Genomic DNA, 19,390 nt, shown 5'->3' with positions numbered 1-19,390 from the left:
ATGCCCCGCATCGCCGTGATCATTCCGGCCTACAATGCCGCAGCCACGATTGCCGAAACGCTGGCCTCCGCATGCGGACAGAGCATGACCGATATCGAGGTCGTGGTAGTCGATGACGGGAGCACGGACGAGACCGCCGCGCTGGTGCGCGCAGCCCAGCAGGGCGATGCGCGCATTCGCCTGATCGAGCAGGCCAACGTCGGCGTTGCCGCGGCCCGCAACCGGGCAATCGAGGCCAGCGACTGCGCCTTCCTCGCACCGCTCGATGCCGACGATCTGTGGCACCGCGACAAGCTCGCCTGCCAGCTGGAACGGTTCGCGGCGGCGCCGCGGGGGACGGGGCTCGTCTACACCTGGTATCACCCGGTCGACGCCGCATCGCGCATCATCGAGCCGGTCGCGACCCCGGTGGCAGAGGGGTTCGTGCTTCATCGCCACCTCGTCTGGAACTTCGTCGGCAACGGCAGCGCCCCATTGATCCGCCGCAAGGCGCTGGGCGATCTGCGGTACGAATCCGACCTTGCCGCCCGCGGGGCGGGCGGATGCGAAGATTACCTGCTGCAACTGCAACTGGCGCTAAATTGGGAATTCGCCTGCGTGCCGGCGCATCTGGTGGGCTACCGCCAGGGCGAGGGGCGCATGTCAGGCGATCGGCTGGCGATGTTGCGCTCGCATCTCGAAACCTATCGGCGGATGCGCTCACAGGTCGAAGGCACGGCCCGGCAGCTGTGCGACGACGGCTGGTCGCGGACCAAGATACTCGAGGCGAGCCTTCGCGCGGGGCGGGGTGAAGCCGGCGGTGCGGCAGCGGCGATGGCCGGCGCCCTGCTGAATTCGCCGGTTGCAAGCGTTCACGCGGCGATCCGGCAGGCACGCATCCTGCGCAAGGTTCGCACCCGTGAAGGTCCACGTGGTACACCGCCAGCCGCGCGGCCATCGTTTGGCGCCGTCGATCCGTTCCGGCCCGCGCGCCACTGGGTTCCGGCGCGCGAGTTCGCGCGGGCGGCGCTGCTCGACCGCGATTACCCGAGGTAAGCGATCTCCTCGTCCAGCCGGCGGAGCGGGACAAGACGCTTCTGCCGCGCATCGGGTATCGCAAGGCCAAGCGGCGCGAACGGGTCATCGTGCGGAAAGGTCCAGCCTGCCGCACCGGCGGGTTCCCGCCCCGGCTTGCCCCAGGAAGCACGGCGCAATTGCGCAAACCCGTGACGGAGCGCAGGCAGGGGCGCACGACTTGCAGCCTGGAAGGCATAGCGCGCAGCCCTTGCCAGTTGCCCTCGCCGGCCGCGGTGGCGGGCAAGTTCGATCTCGAATTCGGCAATCCGCCGGTCGATGATCCGATCGGCCTGCGGCCGCATGGGGGAGCGGAACGAGTCCAGCACCGCGATATGCGACAGCAGCATCCGTTCGGCATTGCTCGACATGCTGCCGCCGACCTTGCGGTAGCCGGTGAGGACGGCCGGCACGCAGGTGAACCGCCCGACCAGCGCCAGTTCGAGCTGCAGCTTGTAATCCTCGCACGAGGGCAACGCAGTGTCATAGCCCAGCTTGCGGGCGGCGCCCGTCCGCATCAGCGGGCTGCTGCCGTTGGAAATGAAATTGTAGTCCAAGTGGCGATGGAAGACCGCACCTTCGATGCGCGGGGTCTTGGGCGGGGTCAGAACCCGGTCGTCCGCCCCGATCGCCGCAAACCAGCCATAGGAAAGCACGGTGCCTTCGCCGGCATCAGCCAAGGCCCGTGCCTGCAGTTCGAGCTTGCGCGGATGCCACAGGTCGTCGGCATCGAGCGGGGCGACCATCGCGCCGGCGGCTTCCGCCAACCCGCGATTGCGGGTCGCGGCGAGGCCCCGGTTAGCCTGCGAGATCAGGCGCAATCGGCTGTCGGACGCTGCGATCCGGGCGGCGATTGCGGGTGTCTCGTCGGTCGACCCGTCGTCGATCACGATGACCTCGATATCGCGGTGGGTCTGGGCCAATGCCGAACGCAGCGTCGCCGCCAATGTCGCCGCACCGTTGAACACCGGCACGATCACGCTGATGAGGGTCATGCCGGCGGGCGGGGCCGGGCGAGGGCGCGGGCGATCACCTGTTCGAGGACCGCGCCCCAGGCCTGCCAGTTGAGCCGTGTTTCATAGGCTTGCCGCGCCGCCAGCTGCATCGCTGCATAACGCTGCCGATCGCGCCAGATGGCGAGGATCGCGCCGGCATATTCAGGCGCCTCAGCCGCGGCGGGCAGGAGCAGGCCGTTTTCGCCGTCGCGAATGATCTCCCCCACCCCGCCGGTATCGCGTGCGACCGGCGGAAGGCCGTAGGCGCAGGCTTCGCAATAGACGAGGCCGTAGGCTTCCTGCAGGCTGGGCATGCAGAAGAACGACGCTTCTCGAAGCAGCCGTTCGAACAGGGCGGCATGGGGCGCATAGGCCTTGCTGAGCGGGCCATGGACCCGCACGCCCGGCACTCCGGCTACCGCGCGAGGATTGCAGCCGACGATGTGCAGTTCCGCTGCAGGTTCATGCCGGCGCAGCGCGGCAAGGATGTCGAGCGCCAGGGGGCCGCCCTTGCGGTCCCACTCGTAGCCGATGAAGAGCAGGCGGAGCGGGCTTTCATTGCTCCGCAGGGCCGGGGCCGGGGGGCTGGTTTCGAGATTCGCGCCCATCGGTGCGACGGTGATCGCATCGGCCGGGCAGCCGTAATGCTGCTGCGCCGACTGCGCCGCCCACTGCGAAGCGACCATCAGGCCCGCGCCCTCGTCCACTATCCGCTGCTGGAGAGCGTGGCCAAGCCTCCGGCTGCGCGGATGAAGGTTGGCGTATCGGGGATAATAATCGACGATGGTATCGAACATCGCATCGGTCACGTGAATGACCCGGTGATCGCGCAAGAGGCCGCCGATCTTCTGCGGGGCGCCGATCGAGACCACGATGTCGGGCGCGACTGGTTGCAGCCGGTGCTTCAGGAAGGCCGCATAGGCACCCACCAGCAACGGTTCGCGCAGCAGCTGGACCCGGCTCTTGCCGAACTTGTGGGCCTTGATCACCAGCCGGTCGATCAGCGGGGTATCGATGATCGCCACGTCGCCGAAGCGGCGCTTGATCTCGCGCGCGGCGAAATAGGGGATCCCGCTCCACGAGGCCCGCGAACTCGGGCTCGAAGTGGAGAGCACGGCAATGCGCATGGAAAGACTCAGCCGCGAGCGGAAGCGACCGCGGCTCCATTTCCTCGCCCGCCTTCTTCCTGGGATTCGCCATGGCTCTCGCCATTGTCCTCATCCACGAAGACCGGTTCCGGCGGCAGCGGCAGGTCGCCCTGCTCGGCGACCTTGTCCCTGAACCAGTCGAGCGTCTGGCGGATGCCGTCCTCGTAGGATGTGCCCGCGACCCATCCCGGCAGGATGCGATTGCACAGGGTCAGGTCGGGCCGGCGGTTGGTCGGGTCCTGAGGTACCGGCGGCTTGAACACGATCCGGCTGCCGGGGACGAGCGTGGTAATGAACCGCGCGATGTCGATCACCGAGACCTCGCGGTCGTTGCCGATGTTGAGCGGTCCCGGATAGTCGACCCGGTCACGCCAGAAATAGCGCGCCAGCGCCTCGACGATGTCGTCCACGTAACCCCAGCTGCGCGACTGGCGTCCGTCGCCGTAGACGGTGAGCTCGCCATCCTTCAGCGCCTGACCGATGAAGTTGGACACCGCCCGCCCATCGTCGATGCGGGTGCGCGGGCCATAGACGTTGAACAGGCGGATGATGCGAATGTCGAGGCCGCGCGTCCGGCGCATCTCGAACAAGAGGCTTTCGGTGCAGCGCTTGCTTTCGTCATAGCTCGAGCGGGGGCCGGTGCAGTCGACCATGCCGCGGTAGCTTTCCGGCTGCGGCGATACCAGCGGATCGCCATAGACCTCGGATGTCGAGGCGAAGCTGAATCGCCCTCCGGGAGCCAGCGCGCCGAGCAGGTTGATCGCCCCGCCGACATTGGCGGTGATCGTGCGCAGAGGCTCACGCATGTACCATGGCGGCGATGCGGGCGAAGCCATGTGGATGATTTCGTCGAACCGGTGTTCGCTGCGAAAGTGTTCCGCATCTTCGATGACCACGTGAACCCGCGGATCGCGGATATGCGCGATATTGGCGCGGGTACCCGTCCACAGATTGTCGAGCACGACGATCCGGTAAACATCCTTGCGCTCGACCAGGCGGTCGAGCAGATGGGAGCCGAGAAATCCGCAACCCCCGGCAAGCAAGACAGAACGCATAGGCTACCCCTCTTCCCGATTCTCTAGCACGCGGTTTCGCAAAACGATACCTGTTCCGCCGGCCGATCTGCCAGGGTGTCCGGTCCTGCGACGGTTGGCCGCGAACCGCGAGTCGGCGCCGCGCGTGACATGGAAGGCCTATCCTTTTCCCGTTACCGGGCGCTAAAGGCGCAATCGCATATGGGCGACGAGCTTTCATCGTACGGACATGCCGGCGGCGGGCGCAAGGGACGCGCGGTGTGCCCGCGCGTGGGTGTCATCACCAATCCGCGCAGCCACCGCAACACGGGCGGCGAGGCCGGCGATCCGAGCCGGGCCGAGATCGAGATCGCCGCGCCCGCGACCAAGCCTGCCATCGGCGAGGCGCTGAAAGGCTTCGCCGACCGCGGCATCGATCTTCTGGTGGTGAGCGGCGGGGACGGCACCGTGCGCGATGTGCTGACCATGGGGCAGACGGTGTTCGGCGCCGACTGGCCGGCCATCGCCGTGCTTCCGCGCGGCAAGACCAACGCACTCAATGCCGATCTTCGCGTCCCCGCCGGCTGGACGCTTGACAATGCTATCGAAGCTTTCCGCAATGGCGGGCGACTGAACCGCCGTCCGCTGGCGGTGCGCCGGCTCGACACTGATGGCACCGGTGAGCCGATGCTCGGCTTCATCCTTGGCGCCGGGATATTCACGCTGGGGATCGATACCGGGCAGGATGCGCATCGCATGGGCTTCGTCGATTCTCTTGCGGTGGGGCTGACTTCGGCCTGGGGCATCGCGCAGACGGTGTTCGGCGGGCCTGCCAATCGCTGGCGCCGGGGAACCGCCATGCGGCTTACCGATATCGAAACCGGGCGGGAACTGCCGCGCTCTGCCCAGGGCGAGCCGGGTCGGCGCAGCATCCTGCTTGCCTCGACGCTTGGCCGGATGCCGCTGGGCATCCATCTGTTCGGCAAGGGGCAGGAGGGGATCAGGCTGGCCGTGCTGGATGCGCCGCTCAGGCGGGTGATGGGATTTGTCCCGGCGATGCTGGCCGGGTGGCACCCCCGCTGGCTGGCCGGCGCGGGGTTGCATCACCTTTCCCTCACCGGGTTCGAGATGGATATCGGGGATGCCTTCGTCCTCGATGGGGAAAGCTTTCCCGCGGGGCGCTATCAGATCGATCTCGGGCCCGATCTTACATTCGTGACCACGCGATGACTGTGCACCTTGCGGAAAGAGTGCTGGATACGCTGGCGACGCCGATCAGGATCGAGGTGCGCGCCCTTGCCCGGCGGCTGGGCGAGGAGAGCGGGGCACTCGGCGTGCTGTTCTATGGCTCGAACCTGCGCACCGGATCGCTCGACGGCGTGCTCGACTTCTATGTCCTCCTTCCCGGGCCGCAGGACGATCTCGTCTGGCCGCGGATCGGCTATCGCGAGGAGCAGGCAGGGGGCAACCGCTTGCGGGCCAAGACCGCGACGATGAGCCTCGCAAAATTCGCCGAGGCCGCCGCCGGACAGACCCTCGACACGACGATCTGGGCCCGTTTCGCCCAGCCCTCGGCGCTCGCCTATGTCAGAGACGATGATGCCGAGCTTGCAATTGCCGAAGCGCTTGCCGCCGCCTCGATGACCGCTGCCCGGATGGCTGCCGTGCTCGGTCCGGCAAAAGCCCCTGCCGAGGCATTCTGGCGCGCGCTTTTTCGGCGGACCTATCGCGCCGAATTCCGGGTCGAGAAACAGGGCCGGGAAGACAGCATCCTGGCGGTCAATCGCGCCCATTTCGACGGCCTGCTCGGCGCCGCATGGGAAGCGCAGGGCCTGCCCTATCGCAAGGATGGGACCGGTCTTGCACCCGATCTTGCGCCCGGGCGCCGCGCCGCGTTGCTGGCCGCCTGGCGCAGGCGCGAACGGCTGGGCAAGCCGCTCAACCTGGTGCGGCTCGCAAGGGCGGCACTGACCTTCGAGGGGGCGGCGGATTATGCCGCGTGGAAGCTGGAACGGCACACCGGCATTGCGCTCGAGGTGACGCCGTTTCGCGCTGCGCATCCGCTGCTGGCGATGCCGGGCGCGGCGTTCGACCTGTGGCGCGCCCGCCGGCGCCGCAAGGGCGCCTAGCGGTAGCGCATTTGCAAGGTGATGCTCTCGATCCGGTTGCCGACCTCGAACGCCGCCTTGCGATAGCTCGGCTTGCCGAGGTTGAAGATATTCACGCTCGGGTTGTTGGAGATCGCGCCGCCGTCGCCGAAGATGTCGGTCTTGCCGTCACCGTCGAGATCATGGCGGACGGCGATGCCATAGGCACCGGGGCCGGGCAGCGGCATGCAGACGCGCATCGTGCCGGCCTTTGCAGGCATCTCGATACGGTTGAGCCAGCGCCCCTTGACCATCCAGTCTGCCTGAGTGGCGCGGTAAGCCTGAACGCGGATTGTGCCGCGGCTTTGCTTCACCCCGTCGAGCGTCACCCACACACCGGGCCCGTCGCCGGCGGCGCACTTGCCCGAATTGGCGGGGATTGTCTGGCGGTATTGCGCGGCCGCGGGGGCCGCGGTGCCAAGCCCGGCGAGCGCCAGTGCGGCGCATCCGGCGATGGCGAACATTTTGATCTGCATGGAGTGACTGAACCCTGTTCCTTGCATGTGCCGTGTGCGGGCAGCGGCCCGCGATCGTGAGCGCGTGCTATCGCAAAAGCGCTGAATTGCGTCTGAATTGCGGGGCGGGCGGCGGTTAAGCCTAGCCATTGGCGCCGCTTTCGAAGCGCTGGAACCGCGCCACCAGGACCGCCCCGGTCAGTGCCGCGAAATGCCGCAATACCTCCTGCGGAGCGGACGGTGTTTCCGCCGGCCAGCGATCGAGCATGGCCAGCGCCCGATCGGTATCGATCAGTTCACCAAGTTCGGGATCGTCGGCCATGCGCTCGAATTCGCGGCGCATCTCGGGCAACCGGTGCGAGAGCCGCAGGTGCCAGTCGACATTGTGGCGTCCGTAGGCGGTGCCCAGCCGTTGAGCCTCGGGCATTCGGCCGCTTGCCATGCGCCGGGCAAGCCAGCGCTGAACCCCGCCGCGAACGAACTGGTCGGTCGGCAGCCCGGCACAATATTCGAGCAAAGGGCGATAGGCGGATACGTCGCGGTGGCGGATGCCGAAGACCTGTTCGACACCGTGACGCCATTCCGCCCCCATGTCGTGCATTCGCCAGGCGAACCGCAGCCATTCCTCGCGCGTGGTGAACCATTCGCCGGTGCGATAAGTGCCTGCCGCCTTCGCCCGTGTTACGAGATCGTATCGCGCGATAGCTTTAGGACGCAGCAGCGTGAGGTCCGGCATGAGATCGGGGGTTCGCCCATGCACCGCCGTGCGCAATGCCGCCCGCACCGGCCCGGGCAGGCGGGGCACCAGCGTGCGGGCAATCAACCGCCGCCACAAGGGTCGCTCGTCTCCGGGATGGTCGCGTGCCAGGCGTACCAGTTCGCCCCATTTCCCGGTTCGGGCAAACTCGAGATAGGCCCAACGCCCGTCATTGCTGAACCCGTTGTTGCCCATCGCGGCATCGAAGACCCAGTCGCACCCATCGCGAGCGGCGGCAGCGAGCGGGCCGTGGTAGGCGGCGTTGATCGCCATCGCCGGCCGGCCGGCATCGGTCGCGGCAAAGAATTGCGCGGCGAAACCGTCGAAGTCGATGCCGTCGTTGTCGCAATAGTGCGCCTCGAGACGGGGATGCATCGCGGCGAAGGCTTCGACCCGGGCGCGATCGTCGTCGTAGCTTCCGGGCGGGGCGACACCGGCATGGGCGGCAAGGGGCACGAAGGTGTAGCTGGGCAAGCGATCGCCGGGCGGCCGATGACGAAGGATCTCATCGGCCACGATCGCCGAATCGAGCCCGCCCGAAAGGAGGATGCCGGGTCTTCGCGCAGGCCTCAGCGCCGCCTTGACCGCTTCCGACAGCAGGGCATCGGCTTCCCCGACATAGTCTTCGTCCCTCGTGCGGCGAACGTCGGGAAGGGCCAGCGGATCGTACCATTCGTGCCGCCGTTCCGCCCCGCCGGGCGCGATGTGCACGATCGTGCCGTAGGCAACACGGCGAATCCCTTCGTACCAGTGCGCATCGCCCGCGTTCTCGATCCAGAACAGTGCGTCGGCCAGCTGACCTTGCATCAGGCGCCGGGGCCAACCGGCAGCAAACAGCGCCCGCGGAATTGAGCAGACCGCTGCCGCCCTGCCGTCATTCACGAAGAACAGGCTCGGAGCGGCCCAGGGGCTGCGCGACAACCGCAGCGCGCCGTCCTTGTCCAGCACGATGGCGGCATAATCGCCGATGCAGCGGGCGTCGGCGGCATCGCCCCAGCGCTTGGCGGCATGAGCAAAGACCAGCGCCTGTGGCGCGGTTTCCGGCAAGCCCAGCATGACGGCAAGATCGGCGCAATTGTCGATCTGCCCTTCGACCAGCACGATCTCGCCCTGGGGGCCGAGCTGCGGAGCCCAGCCTACGGGTTGCCGCCCCCGGGGGGTGACAAGGCAAGCAGCGTGACGGCGCCCGGCGCCGTCATGCCAGGTGGCGGCGGGGTGGCCCGCGAACAGCCCGAGCGAGGGGGCCATGCGCGAGGCATCGAGCCATGGTGCACCCGTCCAGTCGATGCTCGCAGCGATCATGGCCGCGGTATCGCCTTCCCTGGCGACACGTCAGCTGGCGATGGGGACGCCCTTGCCCGCCGCGCCCTGATTGATGTTGGCCCCAGGCTGGGCGATATCGCGCAAGCTGCCCAGCCTGACCAGTCGAGGCGTTTGCCAGGCTGGACGGTCGGCTTGATCGTGCGGCGCGCTCGTGCTCATGGTGCAAGGTTATACTGCGCCCGCGGGCCGGCGCAACGTTCCCGTCACCTGCCGAGTTCGACCAGCGCTGCGGCAGCGAATTCTTCGAGCAGGCGCCGGATGTCAGCAGCGATCTGATCCGCCTCGCCCCGGTAGCTGCCGGCCAGCATCCGCGCGATATCCGCGCTGCTCGCCGCGCCGTCGATCGCCCGCCACACCGCCTGCCCGGTTCCCTTGAGGGAGAACAGGAGACCACCCTCGAGGTCGATCAGCAGGGTTTCATCGTCGACATCGGTTTCGGCAAAATTGGCGGAAAGTTTGCGCGGGATCATCGATCCTGTTCATAAGCGGCAGGGCGAGCCGATCAAGCGGGGGGCCGTGGAAAAGGCGCCGGCAAGGCATTGTCCTGCATGGCTTCCCCCGCCTATGCGCTGGCGCTGTTGTCCTGTTGCCCCCCGGTATTCCCGCCATGCCCGCCCCGCTGATTGCTCCCTCGATCCTGTCCGCCGATTTCGCGCGCCTGGGAGAAGAGGTGCGCGCTATCGATGCCGCCGGAGCCGACTGGATCCATATCGACGTGATGGACGGCCATTTCGTGCCCAATCTCACGATCGGCCCGGCAGTGATCAAGGCACTGCGCCCGCATAGCGCCAAGCCGTTCGACGTTCACCTGATGATCAGCCCGGTCGATCCGTTCATTGAAGAGTTCGCCGAGGCGGGGGCCGATATCATCACGCTGCATCCTGAAGCCGGGCCGCACATTCACCGCAGTCTTCAGGCGGTGGCGAAGCTGGGCAAGAAGGCGGGCGTGGTGCTCAATCCCGGCACCCCGGTCGAGGTGCTGGATTACCTTCTCGAGGATGTCGACCTCGTCCTCGTGATGAGCGTCAATCCCGGGTTCGGCGGTCAGGGCTTCATCGACAGCCAGTTGCGTAAGGTCGAGGCGATCAGGGCGCGGATCGATGCGCTGGGCAAGCCTATCCACCTCGAAGTCGATGGCGGGGTCAATCCCGAAACCGCGCGGCGCTGCGTCGCGTCAGGTGCCGACGTGCTGGTGGCAGGTTCGGCGACGTTTGCCGGCGGGCCGGGCCGGTACGCGCCCAACATCGCCGCGCTGAAGGGTCTGGCATGAACCGTCCGGTCACCGATATCCGCGCCGGGGACGAGACGGAAGCGCCAGCCGCCCCGCGCACCGCGCGCTCCGCCTTTCGCCTGCCGCGCGCGGTCGAACCGCTGGTGGCCCGCCGCGGCGGGGGCGATGGGGACGGCGATGCCTCCGCCCCCCCGCCGTCGCGCGCGCTTGCCCTGTCCGACCTGCAGCCGCGCGAAACCGGCCTGTTCGATGCGGCGATCCGCTGGGCCTATCGCATGGGGGTGCCGGGATCGGTGCTTTCCGCGCCGCTGCGCAAGCCGGCCGCGCCTCGGCTGCGGGGCACGGTTGCGAGCCCGCTTGCCGGCGATCGTGCGGCTGGTGTCGCGCTGCGGGCGGGGCATCTGCAGGTTGCCGGCGTCCGCACTCCGCTGACCAAGGTCGACCTGCGGGCCGCCGCTACCCTGGCCCCGCCGCTCGCGCGGGCCGTTCACGGGTTTACCTGGCTGCGCGATCTGGGTGCGTCTGCTCCGCGATCACAGTGCGCGGCAGTCTCGGGGCGGCTCCTGTCCGCCTGGCTCGCCGCCAATGCCGAGCCCGGGCGCGGAGCCGCGTGGACAGTCGAGCATGCCGGTTTGCGTCTGCTTGCATGGCTGGTCCACGCGCCCTTGATCCTGTCGGGCGAAGGCGCCCGCCACCGGGCGGATCTGTTCGCCGCGATCGAGACCACCGCTCGCTGGCTCGACCGCAAGGTTACCGGCGAAAGCGACCGTCTTGCCGCCGCCATCGGCTGGGGCGCGCTGGTCGCCGCCGGCCTGCTGCTGCCTGACGGCAAGCCGCGCCGCCTGTTCGCCGAAGCAGGCTTGCTGAAGGCGCTCGGCGAACTGGTCTGCGACGATGGCGGCGTTTTGTCACGCAGCCCCCTCGATCAGGCCGGCGCGATCGAACTGCTGGCCGAACTGCGCGCCTGTTATGCCGCGGTCGGCCGTGACGAACCGGCGGCGCTTTCGGCCATGCTGGACCTTCTCGTCCCGGCGCTGCTGACGCTGAGGATGGGTGATCGCGGACTAGCCAACTGGCAGGGCGCGGGCGCGATCGGGGCCGCCCGGGTGGACAATCTGGTCGAGGCGAGCGGCGTCCGGGCCCGGGCGCTCAATGCCGGGCGGCACTGGGGCTATCAGCGCATCCGTGCGCAGCGCGGCGTTCTTGTCATGGATGCCGCGCCCCCGCCGCGGGCCAAGGATGCGCGCCACGGCTGCGCATCGACGCTGGCCTTCGAATTCTCTCACGAGAGCACCCGGATCATCGTCAATTGCGGCGGCGCGGCCTTCGCCGGGGCGCTGATCCCCTCGCGGATCGAGCAGGGGCTGCGCGGCACGGCGGCCCATTCCACCCTGGTGCTCGACGGGACCAACTCCACCGCGGTGCTCATCAACGGGCAGATCGGCAAGGGGGTCGGCGAAGTCGATATCCTGCGCGACCGGATCGAGCGGCGTGGACGCAAGGCGCTGAAGCTCGATGGATCGCACAATGGCTATGTGGCGCGTTTCGGGCTGGTCCACCGGCGGCGGCTGGCGCTGGCGGAGGAAGGGACCGAACTCGTCGGCGAGGATATCCTCGAGCCCGCCGCCCGCAGCGGCAAGCGCGGCAAGATCGGTTTTGCGATCCGCTTTCACCTTGGCCCGGGGGTCGATCCGATCCTGGCAAAGGACGGGCGCGGTGCGGGCCTGACGCTGCCCGACGGATCGCGCTGGCAGTTCCGCCTCGGAAGGGCGGACGAGGCCGTCACGCTGACCGTCGAGGACAGCCTGTGGGTCGACGGCCAAGGCCGCCCTCATGCAACCAGGCAGCTGGTGATCGAGGGGCTGGCGGATCGCGGCGGCGGGACGTTTCCGTGGTTGCTTAAGAAGGTGGGGTGATCGGCAAGGTGACGGCAATCACGATACGGCGGGCGCTGCTGTCGGTCTCGGACAAGACCGGTCTGGTGGAACTGGGGCAGGCGCTGGCGGCGCGCGGGGTCGATCTGGTGTCCACCGGGGGCACGGCAACCGCGCTGCGGCAGGCGGGGCTGACGGTTCGCGACGTGGCCGATGTCACCGGGTTTCCCGAGATGATGGACGGGCGGGTGAAGACGCTTCACCCCGCGGTCCACGGCGGTCTTCTGGCCGTGCGCGACGATACCGCCCACGCGCAGGCGATGACCGAACACGGGATCGGCGCGATCGATCTGGTGGTGGTCAACCTCTATCCCTTTGAGCAGACCGTCGCCCGCGGTGCCCCGCGCGATGAGGTGATCGAGAACATCGACATCGGCGGCCCGAGCATGGTGCGCTCGGCGGCGAAGAACCATCGCTATGTAACGATCCTCACCGATCCGGCCGATTACGCCCCGTTTCTCGCCGAGCTCGAAGCCGAGGACGGCGCGACCCTGCAGCCTTTCCGGCAACGCATGGCAGCCAAGGCCTTCGCCGCCACGGCGGCCTACGATGCGGCGATCAGCCAGTGGTTCGCCTTTGCCGATCAGGGCGAGCGGTTTCCCGCGCAGCTCACCACGTCGGCGCGCCTTCATTCCACGCTGCGCTATGGCGAGAACCCCCATCAGCATGCCGCGCTCTACGTGCCGCAGCGCGTCGGGACCCCGGGCCTGCCGCAGGCCGAGCAGGTGCAGGGCAAGGAACTGTCCTACAACAATTACAACGATGCCAATGCCGCGCTCGAGCTTGCCGCCGAGTTCGCCGGGGGCGCGCCGGCCGTGGTCATCGTCAAGCACGCCAATCCCTGCGGCGTGGCCCAGCGCAGCACGCTCAGCGAGGCCTGGCATGCCGCGCTCGAATGCGACAGCGTGTCGGCCTTCGGCGGCATCGTGGCAACCAACGTCCCGCTCGACGGGCCGACGGCCGAGGCGATCTGCGAGATCTTTACCGAGGTGGTGGTGGCGCCCGGTGCCGACGATGCGGCCCGCGCGGCCTTTGCGCGCAAGAAGAACCTGCGCCTGCTGATCACGCAAGGGCTGCCCGATCCGCGGCGGCCGGGCCTGACCCAAACGGTTATCACCGGCGGCCTCCTGTTCCAGACGCGCGACAATGGTGCCATCGCTCAGGCCGACCTCAAGGTCGTGACCGAACGGCACCCCACCGAGGACGAACTGCGCGATTGCCTGTTCGCGTGGACCGTCGCCCGCCACGTCAAGTCGAATGCCATCGTCTATGCGAAGGATGGCGCCACCGCGGGCATCGGGGCGGGTCAGATGAACCGGCGCGACAGTTCGCGCATCGCGGCCATGAAGGCGGCCGAGGCAGCCGAGAAATACGGCTGGCGCGAGGCGCGCACTGTGGGCAGCGCGGTCGCCTCCGATGCGTTCTTCCCGTTTGCCGACGGGCTTCTTGCTGCGGCAGAGGCAGGCGCGACGGCTGTGATCCAGCCCGGCGGGTCGATCCGTGACGAGGAGGTTATCGCCGCCGCAGACGCGCATGGCCTCGCCATGGTCTTCACGGGTATGCGCCACTTCCGCCACTGACGAAGCGCCAGTTCACCGCTTTTTTGGATGAACAGGGCGCAACCATTGCATTCAGCGCCTTGCAACGGCGTCGCCGGTACCGACCTGGGTCATACCGAAGAAAGACTGAGCCATGACCCTTTTTACGCCTGACCTTTACCGCAATTTCGGCTTCGGCTTCATCGCCGGCACCGTGCTTGTAGCGCTCAACAGCGGCGCTCTGGTGCTCGACGCGGTGCCGCAGCTGATAGCCTCGATCTTCTGATGCGGCGCACGGGGCTCGTGCTGCTGGCGGGTCTGGCACCGCTCACACTGGCCTGTCAGGCACCGCTCCACGCGGCCGAAAAGACCGTTGCCGCCCCCATGGCCGAACGCCAGTCGCGCGAGGGCAGCGGCCTCAAGACCGCGATCTTTGCCGGCGGCTGCTTCTGGGGTGTCGAGGCGGTCTTCAGCCATACCCGCGGCGTGACGAGCGCGATCTCAGGCTATCATGGCGGCACGGCCCGGTCCGCGCGCTATGATCTGGTTTCGTCCGGCATCACCGATCATGCCGAGGTGGTCAAGGTCGCCTATGATCCCCGCATCATCCGTTACGACCAGCTGTTGCGGATCTATTTCTCGGTCATCGCCGATCCGACCTTGCGTAATCGGCAGGGGCCCGACGAAGGGCCGCAATACCGTTCGGCCCTGATCCCGCTCTCTGCCGAGCAGCGCGCCACCGCGACCGCGTACCTTGCGCAGTTGCGCCGGTCCGGCTTGTGGTCCGACCCGATCGTCACCGCGATCGAACCGGCCGGCAAGTTTCATGCCGCCGAGGCCTATCATCAGGATTTTGCCGCCAAAAACCCGCGTCACGCCTATATCGTGCGCTGGGACGCGCCAAAGGTCGCGGCGCTCGCCCGGCTTTATCCCGGCGTCTATCGCAAGGACTTCCGCCGGTCGTAGCGTGATCCGGGCAGCTTGCGCGCGTCTTCCCCAAAGCCTATCTGCCCCGCCATGGCGAGCGCGATCCATGCCCATCACGAACATTCGGGCCCCGACCTGATCGACGCGGCTCGCCTTGCCCTCATGGATGCGGGCGAGCAGTGGACGGGAATGAGGGAGTCCGTTTTCGAGGAACTCGCCCGGCACGACAAGCCGGCCTCGGCCTACGATATCGCCGACAATCTTTCCGCCCGGCGGGGCAAGAGGGTCGCGCCGAACAGCGTCTATCGCATTCTCGACCTGTTCGTGCGAACCAATCTGGCAAATCGCATCGAGAGTGCCAATGCCTATCTGGTGAATACCCATCCTGGCTGCCGCCACGATTGCATCTTCCTCATCTGCGACGATTGCGGAAAGGCGACCCATCTCGACGACGAGCGGGTGACAGGCGCCTTGCGCGCGGCAGGCAAGGACGCCGGCTTCACCGATGTTCGCCCCGTGGTGGAACTGCGCGGCCTGTGCGACGATTGCGCCGCTTGAGCGGAGCGCGGTCCCGCCGAAACGGTTAATCGACAGTCCTTGCCATTGCGTGTAGGGCTTTCGTCTATGACTTCGCGACCCGAGACGCCGCTCCTCGACACTGTCGATACTCCCGATGACCTGCGCCGGCTCGACAAGAGCCAGCTTCGCCAGCTGGCGGATGAATTGCGCGCCGAAGTCATCGATGCCGTGGGCACTACCGGCGGGCATCTCGGTTCGGGGCTTGGCGTGGTCGAACTGACGACTGCGATCCATTACGTCTTCGATACCCCGACCGACAAGCTGGTGTGGGACGTCGGCCATCAGTGCTATCCGCACAAGATCCTCACCGGGCGGCGGGACCGTATCCGCACGCTGCGCCAGGGCGGCGGCCTGTCGGGCTTTACCAAGCGCGCCGAGAGCGAATACGATCCCTTTGGCGCGGCGCACTCGTCCACCTCGATCAGCGCAGCGCTGGGCTTTGCGGTCGCCAACAAGCTGCAGAACCGGCCCGGCCGGGGGATCGCGGTGATCGGCGACGGCGCGATGAGCGCCGGCATGGCCTACGAAGCGATGAACAATGCCGAAGTCGCCGGCAATCGCCTCGTGGTGATCCTCAACGACAACGACATGTCGATCGCGCCGCCGGTGGGCGGGTTGTCGGCCTATCTTGCGCGCACGGTATCGAGCAGCGAGTATCTCGGCCTGCGCAACCTTGCTTCGCGGTTGACGAAGAAGCTGAGCCGCAAAGTGCATTCCGGCCTCGAAAAGGCCGAGGAATATGCGCGCGGCATGGTCACCGGCGGGACGCTGTTCGAGGAGCTGGGGTTCTATTACGTCGGTCCGATCGACGGGCACAATCTCGAACATCTCATACCGGTGCTGGAGAATGTGCGCGATAGCGATCAGGGGCCGGTGCTGGTTCACGTCGTCACCAAGAAGGGCAAGGGCTATGCCCCGGCCGAGAACAGTGCCGACAAGTATCACGGCGTCGCCAAGTTCGACGTCATTACCGGCGAGCAGAAGAAATCGAAGGGCGGTCCGCCGGCCTTCCAGGACGTTTTCGGCGATACCCTGGCCAAACTCGCGCAGAACGATCCGCGCATCTGCGCCATCACTGCGGCCATGCCGAGCGGGACGGGGATCGACCGTTTCGCCAAGGCCCATCCTTCGCGTGCCTTCGATGTCGGCATCGCGGAACAGCACGGGGTGACCTTTGCCGCCGGGCTCGCCGCACAGGGAATGCGCCCCTTCGCCGCGATCTATTCGACCTTCCTTCAGCGCGCCTACGACCAGGTCGTCCATGACGTTGCGATCCAGAACCTGCCCGTGCGTTTCGCCATCGACCGGGCGGGGCTGGTCGGCGCTGACGGCTGCACCCATGCCGGCAGTTTCGACATCGCCTATCTCGCTACCTTGCCGAACATGGTGGTGATGGCGGCGGCGGACGAGGCGGAACTCGCCCACATGACCTATACCGCGGCCGAATACGACGAAGGGCCGATCGCGTTTCGCTATCCCCGCGGGGCCGGCACCGGTGTGGCCATACCCGAAACGCTCGAAAAGCTGCCGATCGGCAAGGGCCGGGTCGTGCGCGAGGGGGCAAAGGTCGCCATCCTGTCGCTCGGCACCCGGCTGGAAGAAGCGAAGAAGGCCGCTGATACGCTGGAGGCCAAGGGTCTGACCACGACGGTCGCCGATATGCGCTTTGCCAAACCACTCGACACCGATCTGATCGCCCGGCTGATGCGCAGCCATGAAGTCGTCGTGACGATCGAAGAAGGCGCGGTCGGCGGCCTCGGTGCCCATGTCCTGACCTTCGCGTCCGACGAAGGGCTGACCGACAATGGGCTAAAGATCCGGACGATGCGGCTGCCCGACCTGTTTCAGGATCATGACGACCCTGCCAGGCAATACGACGAAGCCGGGCTGAACGCACCGCAGATCGTCGATACGGTGCTGGCCGCGCTACGTCACAACAGCGCCGGGGTCGAAGAAGCGCGAGCCTAGCAGTTTGCGCTTGCCAGCGGCGGGCCAGTAAAGCCACTATCACCGGCATGCCTGTTCCCGACCTTCGCGCCGCTTTCGTCCTGTTCGTGATGGGAGCCGCCCTTGGCGGATGCGAGCGCATCGCCGATGCCCCCGTGGCGTCGGCCGCGCCCGATGCCCAGCTGGCGGAGCATCACCCGCTGCAATTCGCGCAGGCCGCCTGCGGCGGTTGCCACGCGGTGGAAGCGCCGTGGCTGTCGCCCAATCCCGCCTCGCCCAGCTTTGCCGATATCGCCAATCGCGAAGGGGTGACGGAAGCCACGCTCCACACCTATCTGGTGGATGCGCACAATTATCCGCTCGAGATGGATTTCGATCTCGATCAGGGCCAGGCGCGGGCGCTGGCGCATTACATCCTGTCGCTGCGCGATCCCAACTACCGCCCGCCGCCGTCCTGATCGAGGCGGTCAGCCGAGCTTTTCGGCAACCAGCTGCTTCAAATCCTTCTGGCTGCGCGCACCGATGTGGCCGATAATCTCCGCAGCGCAGATCGCCCCCATGCGCAGGCACCTCTCGAGCGGTTCGCCCCGGGCGTGGCCGGTCAGGAAACCGGCGGCGAAAAGGTCGCCCGCCCCGGTTGTGTCGACCACCTGATCGACCGGCTCGGCGGGCACTTCGGCCCGGACGCCTTCGGCAATCCCCACCGCGCCCTTGGCGCTGCGCGTGGCGACGAGGACCGGGATCCTGCCGGCAAGGCTGGCGAGACCTTCCTCGAAGGCTGCAAGCCCGGTCAGGGACGCAAGCTCGTGTTCGTTGACGAACAGGATATCGATCTGCCCCTCCTCGATCAGGGCGCGAAAATCATCGCCGTGCCGGTCGATGACAAAGCTTTCGCTGGCAGTGAAGGCGACCTTGCGCCCGTTCTGCCGCGCCACCTCGATCGCGCGCCGCATGGCACTGCGCGGTTCCTCGGGATCCCACAGATAGCCTTCGAGATAGAGAATCCCGGCGCTGGCGATCAGCTCATCGTCGAGCGCGGCGGCGGGCAGAAACTGGCTCGCACCCAGAAAGGTGTTCATCGTCCGCTCGCCATCGGGGGTGACGAAGATGAGGCACCGCGCGGTCGGCGGATCACCGTCACGCGGCGCGGTATCGAAATCGATCCCCACGGCACGGATATCGTGGCTGAAAATCTCGCCCAGCTGATCATCCGCCACCTGGCCGACGAAGGCGCATTGCGCGCCCAGAGCAGCCATTCCGGCCAACGTATTGGCAGCCGACCCTCCCGAAACCTCGGTCGCCCGGCCCATGGCGTCGTACAATTCCCTGGCACGGTCCGCATCCACCAGCTGCATCCCGCCCTTGGCAAGATCGAGTTCGTCGATCAGCTCGTCATCGCAAGTCGCCATCACATCGACGATGGCATTGCCGATGGCGATCACATCGTAGCGGGGTTCGGTCATTGTGGCTCCAGATGGGGAAGGGGATGGGGGCTTCCGTCGGAGGCCGGTAGCGGTTTGTCGCGCAGCTTGGAAGGGCGGCGTTGACTTGTCGCCGCCGCTGGGCGAGCGAGCAGGCGATGGTGCGCCTTGTCTCCGCCTTCGCGCTATCGCTGGCGCAGCTTGCCGACCCGGCGATCCTCAAGGTGCTTGCCAAGAGCCTCGCCCTGACGCTGGCGCTGTTCGGCCTGTTCGGCTGGGGGCTGAGCGTCCTGCTGGGCGAGGCTTTTGCCCGCTCGGGTATCGCCGATGGCGGGCCGGCTGGGGCGCTGGTGGCCTCGCTGGCAACCGTAATCGCCGCCTGGCTGCTGCTGCGCATCGTGGCCCTGTTCGTCCTTCAGTTCTTTGCCGACGAGGTGGTGCTGGCAGTGGAGCGCAGGCATTACCCGCAAGCCCTTGCCGCCGCCCGCCGCGTTCCCTTGCGCGAAGAACTGGCGTCGGGGCTGCGCGCCCTTGCCCGGACCATCGGCGTCAACCTTGCCGCAATGCCGCTTGCGGTGCTGCTGCTGGCGACCGGGATCGGGGTGCCCTTGCTGTTCGGCGTAATCAACGCCTGGCTTCTGGGGCGCGAATTGCAGGACATGGCGTGGTTGCGCCATCGCCACCACCGGCATGCAGCGGCGCCGCTGGGGCGAGCGACACGGATGGCCCTGGGCGGCATGGTGACGGCGTTGCTGCTGGTGCCATTCGTTAATCTGGTGGCGCCGGTTCTGGGCGCGGCGGCCGCCACTCATCTCGTTCACAGGGATCGTCATGGTAAAGATTAGTCACGTTCTGCTTGCACTGCTGGCACCGGCCCTGTCGGCCTGCGTCTCCGTCCCGGCACCGCGCGATCCGGCGCCGG

General features: G+C 67.3%; 20 protein-coding genes. 12 read left to right on the top strand and 8 right to left on the bottom strand.

The genetic code is table 11. From position 1 onward, the window contains the following. On the top strand, positions 1–1,035 hold the full coding sequence (locus ACHFFA_RS01055) for a glycosyltransferase family 2 protein (RefSeq protein ID WP_394268985.1): 1,035 nt from the start codon (positions 1–3) through the stop codon (positions 1,033–1,035). Here ACHFFA_RS01055 and ACHFFA_RS01050 read toward each other — a convergent pair. From ACHFFA_RS01050 to ACHFFA_RS01040, 3 genes are read right to left on the bottom strand one after another with little or no spacing between them, the layout of a single operon-like run. Next, the gene (locus ACHFFA_RS01050; protein ID WP_394268984.1) at positions 1,023–2,048 is read right to left on the bottom strand and encodes a glycosyltransferase family 2 protein; all 1,026 of its coding nucleotides are present in this window, start codon (positions 2,046–2,048) and stop codon (positions 1,023–1,025) included. The two genes, ACHFFA_RS01055 and ACHFFA_RS01050, sit on opposite strands and share 13 nt — an antisense overlap. Next, on the bottom strand, positions 2,045–3,163 hold the full coding sequence (locus tag ACHFFA_RS01045; RefSeq protein ID WP_394268983.1) for a glycosyltransferase family 4 protein: 1,119 nt from the start codon (positions 3,161–3,163) through the stop codon (positions 2,045–2,047). Before ACHFFA_RS01045 ends, ACHFFA_RS01050 begins: the two co-directional genes overlap by 4 nt. Before the next feature lie 20 nt (positions 3,164–3,183). Continuing rightward, positions 3,184–4,251, bottom strand: a complete 1,068-nt coding sequence (locus ACHFFA_RS01040; protein ID WP_394268982.1) for an NAD-dependent epimerase/dehydratase family protein — start codon at positions 4,249–4,251, stop codon at positions 3,184–3,186. Between the two features lie 129 nt (positions 4,252–4,380). Between ACHFFA_RS01040 and ACHFFA_RS01035 the strand changes: the two genes are divergently transcribed. Continuing rightward, the gene (locus ACHFFA_RS01035; protein WP_394268981.1) at positions 4,381–5,439 is read left to right on the top strand and encodes a diacylglycerol kinase family protein; all 1,059 of its coding nucleotides are present in this window, start codon (positions 4,381–4,383) and stop codon (positions 5,437–5,439) included. Then, positions 5,436–6,338 (top strand): hypothetical protein, encoded by a 903-nt coding sequence (locus ACHFFA_RS01030; RefSeq protein WP_394268980.1) that lies wholly within the window; start codon positions 5,436–5,438, stop codon positions 6,336–6,338. Before ACHFFA_RS01035 ends, ACHFFA_RS01030 begins: the two co-directional genes overlap by 4 nt. Here ACHFFA_RS01030 and ACHFFA_RS01025 read toward each other — a convergent pair. The 4 genes from ACHFFA_RS01025 to ACHFFA_RS01010 form a co-directional block, all read right to left on the bottom strand. Next, positions 6,335–6,832 carry a DUF2141 domain-containing protein gene (locus tag ACHFFA_RS01025; RefSeq protein ID WP_394268979.1) on the bottom strand — a complete coding sequence of 166 codons (498 nt, stop codon included), beginning with the start codon at positions 6,830–6,832 and terminating at the stop codon, positions 6,335–6,337. The two genes, ACHFFA_RS01030 and ACHFFA_RS01025, sit on opposite strands and share 4 nt — an antisense overlap. Positions 6,833–6,953: 121 nt before the next feature. Further along, on the bottom strand, positions 6,954–8,870 hold the full coding sequence (locus tag ACHFFA_RS01020) for an asparagine synthase-related protein (RefSeq protein WP_394268978.1): 1,917 nt from the start codon (positions 8,868–8,870) through the stop codon (positions 6,954–6,956). Positions 8,871–8,900: 30 nt separating this feature from the next. After that, positions 8,901–9,050: a hypothetical protein gene (locus ACHFFA_RS01015; protein WP_394268977.1), complete on the bottom strand. Its 150-nt coding sequence runs from the start codon at positions 9,048–9,050 to the stop codon at positions 8,901–8,903. 44 nt (positions 9,051–9,094) lie between these two features. Further along, positions 9,095–9,361: a PqqD family protein gene (locus ACHFFA_RS01010; RefSeq protein WP_394268976.1), complete on the bottom strand. Its 267-nt coding sequence runs from the start codon at positions 9,359–9,361 to the stop codon at positions 9,095–9,097. A 137-nt stretch (positions 9,362–9,498) separates the two neighbouring features. On the opposite strand from ACHFFA_RS01010, the gene rpe reads away from it, so the two are divergent. From rpe to ACHFFA_RS00970, 8 genes are all read left to right on the top strand, one after another. Beyond that, complete coding sequence (gene rpe, locus ACHFFA_RS01005) at positions 9,499–10,161, top strand: ribulose-phosphate 3-epimerase (RefSeq protein ID WP_394268975.1); 663 nt, start codon at positions 9,499–9,501, stop codon at positions 10,159–10,161. Continuing rightward, positions 10,158–12,038, top strand: a complete 1,881-nt coding sequence (locus ACHFFA_RS01000; RefSeq protein WP_394268974.1) for a heparinase II/III family protein — start codon at positions 10,158–10,160, stop codon at positions 12,036–12,038. The genes rpe and ACHFFA_RS01000 overlap by 4 nt, the downstream gene beginning before the upstream one ends. Positions 12,039–12,046: 8 nt before the next feature. Beyond that, complete coding sequence (gene purH / locus ACHFFA_RS00995) at positions 12,047–13,636, top strand: bifunctional phosphoribosylaminoimidazolecarboxamide formyltransferase/IMP cyclohydrolase (protein ID WP_394268973.1); 1,590 nt, start codon at positions 12,047–12,049, stop codon at positions 13,634–13,636. Between the two features lie 112 nt (positions 13,637–13,748). Next, positions 13,749–13,880, top strand: coding sequence for a hypothetical protein (locus tag ACHFFA_RS00990; protein ID WP_394268972.1), 132 nt, complete (start codon positions 13,749–13,751; stop codon positions 13,878–13,880). Further along, positions 13,880–14,560: a peptide-methionine (S)-S-oxide reductase MsrA gene (gene msrA, locus ACHFFA_RS00985; protein ID WP_394268971.1), complete on the top strand. Its 681-nt coding sequence runs from the start codon at positions 13,880–13,882 to the stop codon at positions 14,558–14,560. Before ACHFFA_RS00990 ends, msrA begins: the two co-directional genes overlap by 1 nt. A gap of 51 nt (positions 14,561–14,611) precedes the next feature. Continuing rightward, positions 14,612–15,079, top strand: a complete 468-nt coding sequence (locus ACHFFA_RS00980) for a Fur family transcriptional regulator (RefSeq protein ID WP_394268970.1) — start codon at positions 14,612–14,614, stop codon at positions 15,077–15,079. Between the two features lie 66 nt (positions 15,080–15,145). Next, a complete protein-coding gene (gene dxs, locus ACHFFA_RS00975) occupies positions 15,146–17,068 on the top strand; it encodes a 1-deoxy-D-xylulose-5-phosphate synthase (RefSeq protein WP_394268969.1) in 1,923 nt (640 codons plus the stop codon). Between the two features lie 47 nt (positions 17,069–17,115). After that, positions 17,116–17,505, top strand: a complete 390-nt coding sequence (locus ACHFFA_RS00970; RefSeq protein WP_394268968.1) for a hypothetical protein — start codon at positions 17,116–17,118, stop codon at positions 17,503–17,505. A 9-nt stretch (positions 17,506–17,514) separates the two neighbouring features. On the opposite strand, the gene ACHFFA_RS00965 is transcribed toward ACHFFA_RS00970, so the two are convergent. Then, the gene (locus ACHFFA_RS00965) at positions 17,515–18,510 is read right to left on the bottom strand and encodes an adenosine kinase (RefSeq protein ID WP_394268967.1); all 996 of its coding nucleotides are present in this window, start codon (positions 18,508–18,510) and stop codon (positions 17,515–17,517) included. A 116-nt stretch (positions 18,511–18,626) separates the two neighbouring features. On the opposite strand from ACHFFA_RS00965, the gene ACHFFA_RS00960 reads away from it, so the two are divergent. Next, positions 18,627–19,313, top strand: a complete 687-nt coding sequence (locus ACHFFA_RS00960; protein WP_394268966.1) for an EI24 domain-containing protein — start codon at positions 18,627–18,629, stop codon at positions 19,311–19,313. Positions 19,314–19,390: the final 77 nt, after the last annotated feature.

The organism is Qipengyuania sp., from assembly GCF_043423005.1.
GTDB lineage: Bacteria > Pseudomonadota > Alphaproteobacteria > Sphingomonadales > Sphingomonadaceae > Qipengyuania.
The sequence above is the reverse complement of the archived record's forward strand: the minus strand, read 5'-3'. Positions and strand labels throughout refer to the sequence as shown.

What these genes read in the sequence shown, in the direction of transcription:
- ACHFFA_RS01000 (WP_394268974.1), top strand. Translation starts at nt 10,158, where the DNA reads ATGAACCGTCCGGTCACCGATATCCGCGCCGGGGACGAGACGGAAGCG.
- msrA (WP_394268971.1), top strand. Translation starts at nt 13,880, where the DNA reads ATGCGGCGCACGGGGCTCGTGCTGCTGGCGGGTCTGGCACCGCTCACA.
- ACHFFA_RS01035 (WP_394268981.1), top strand. Translation starts at nt 4,381, where the DNA reads ATGGAAGGCCTATCCTTTTCCCGTTACCGGGCGCTAAAGGCGCAATCG.
- ACHFFA_RS00965 (WP_394268967.1), bottom strand. Translation starts at nt 18,510, where the DNA reads ATGACCGAACCCCGCTACGATGTGATCGCCATCGGCAATGCCATCGTC.
- dxs (WP_394268969.1), top strand. Translation starts at nt 15,146, where the DNA reads ATGACTTCGCGACCCGAGACGCCGCTCCTCGACACTGTCGATACTCCC.
- ACHFFA_RS01025 (WP_394268979.1), bottom strand. Translation starts at nt 6,832, where the DNA reads ATGCAGATCAAAATGTTCGCCATCGCCGGATGCGCCGCACTGGCGCTC.
- ACHFFA_RS01055 (WP_394268985.1), top strand. Translation starts at nt 1, where the DNA reads ATGCCCCGCATCGCCGTGATCATTCCGGCCTACAATGCCGCAGCCACG.
- ACHFFA_RS00990 (WP_394268972.1), top strand. Translation starts at nt 13,749, where the DNA reads ATGACCCTTTTTACGCCTGACCTTTACCGCAATTTCGGCTTCGGCTTC.
- rpe (WP_394268975.1), top strand. Translation starts at nt 9,499, where the DNA reads ATGCCCGCCCCGCTGATTGCTCCCTCGATCCTGTCCGCCGATTTCGCG.
- ACHFFA_RS01020 (WP_394268978.1), bottom strand. Translation starts at nt 8,870, where the DNA reads ATGATCGCTGCGAGCATCGACTGGACGGGTGCACCATGGCTCGATGCC.
- ACHFFA_RS01015 (WP_394268977.1), bottom strand. Translation starts at nt 9,050, where the DNA reads ATGAGCACGAGCGCGCCGCACGATCAAGCCGACCGTCCAGCCTGGCAA.
- ACHFFA_RS01010 (WP_394268976.1), bottom strand. Translation starts at nt 9,361, where the DNA reads ATGATCCCGCGCAAACTTTCCGCCAATTTTGCCGAAACCGATGTCGAC.
- ACHFFA_RS00970 (WP_394268968.1), top strand. Translation starts at nt 17,116, where the DNA reads ATGCCTGTTCCCGACCTTCGCGCCGCTTTCGTCCTGTTCGTGATGGGA.
- ACHFFA_RS00960 (WP_394268966.1), top strand. Translation starts at nt 18,627, where the DNA reads ATGGTGCGCCTTGTCTCCGCCTTCGCGCTATCGCTGGCGCAGCTTGCC.
- ACHFFA_RS01040 (WP_394268982.1), bottom strand. Translation starts at nt 4,251, where the DNA reads ATGCGTTCTGTCTTGCTTGCCGGGGGTTGCGGATTTCTCGGCTCCCAT.
- ACHFFA_RS01030 (WP_394268980.1), top strand. Translation starts at nt 5,436, where the DNA reads ATGACTGTGCACCTTGCGGAAAGAGTGCTGGATACGCTGGCGACGCCG.
- ACHFFA_RS00980 (WP_394268970.1), top strand. Translation starts at nt 14,612, where the DNA reads ATGGCGAGCGCGATCCATGCCCATCACGAACATTCGGGCCCCGACCTG.
- ACHFFA_RS01050 (WP_394268984.1), bottom strand. Translation starts at nt 2,048, where the DNA reads ATGACCCTCATCAGCGTGATCGTGCCGGTGTTCAACGGTGCGGCGACA.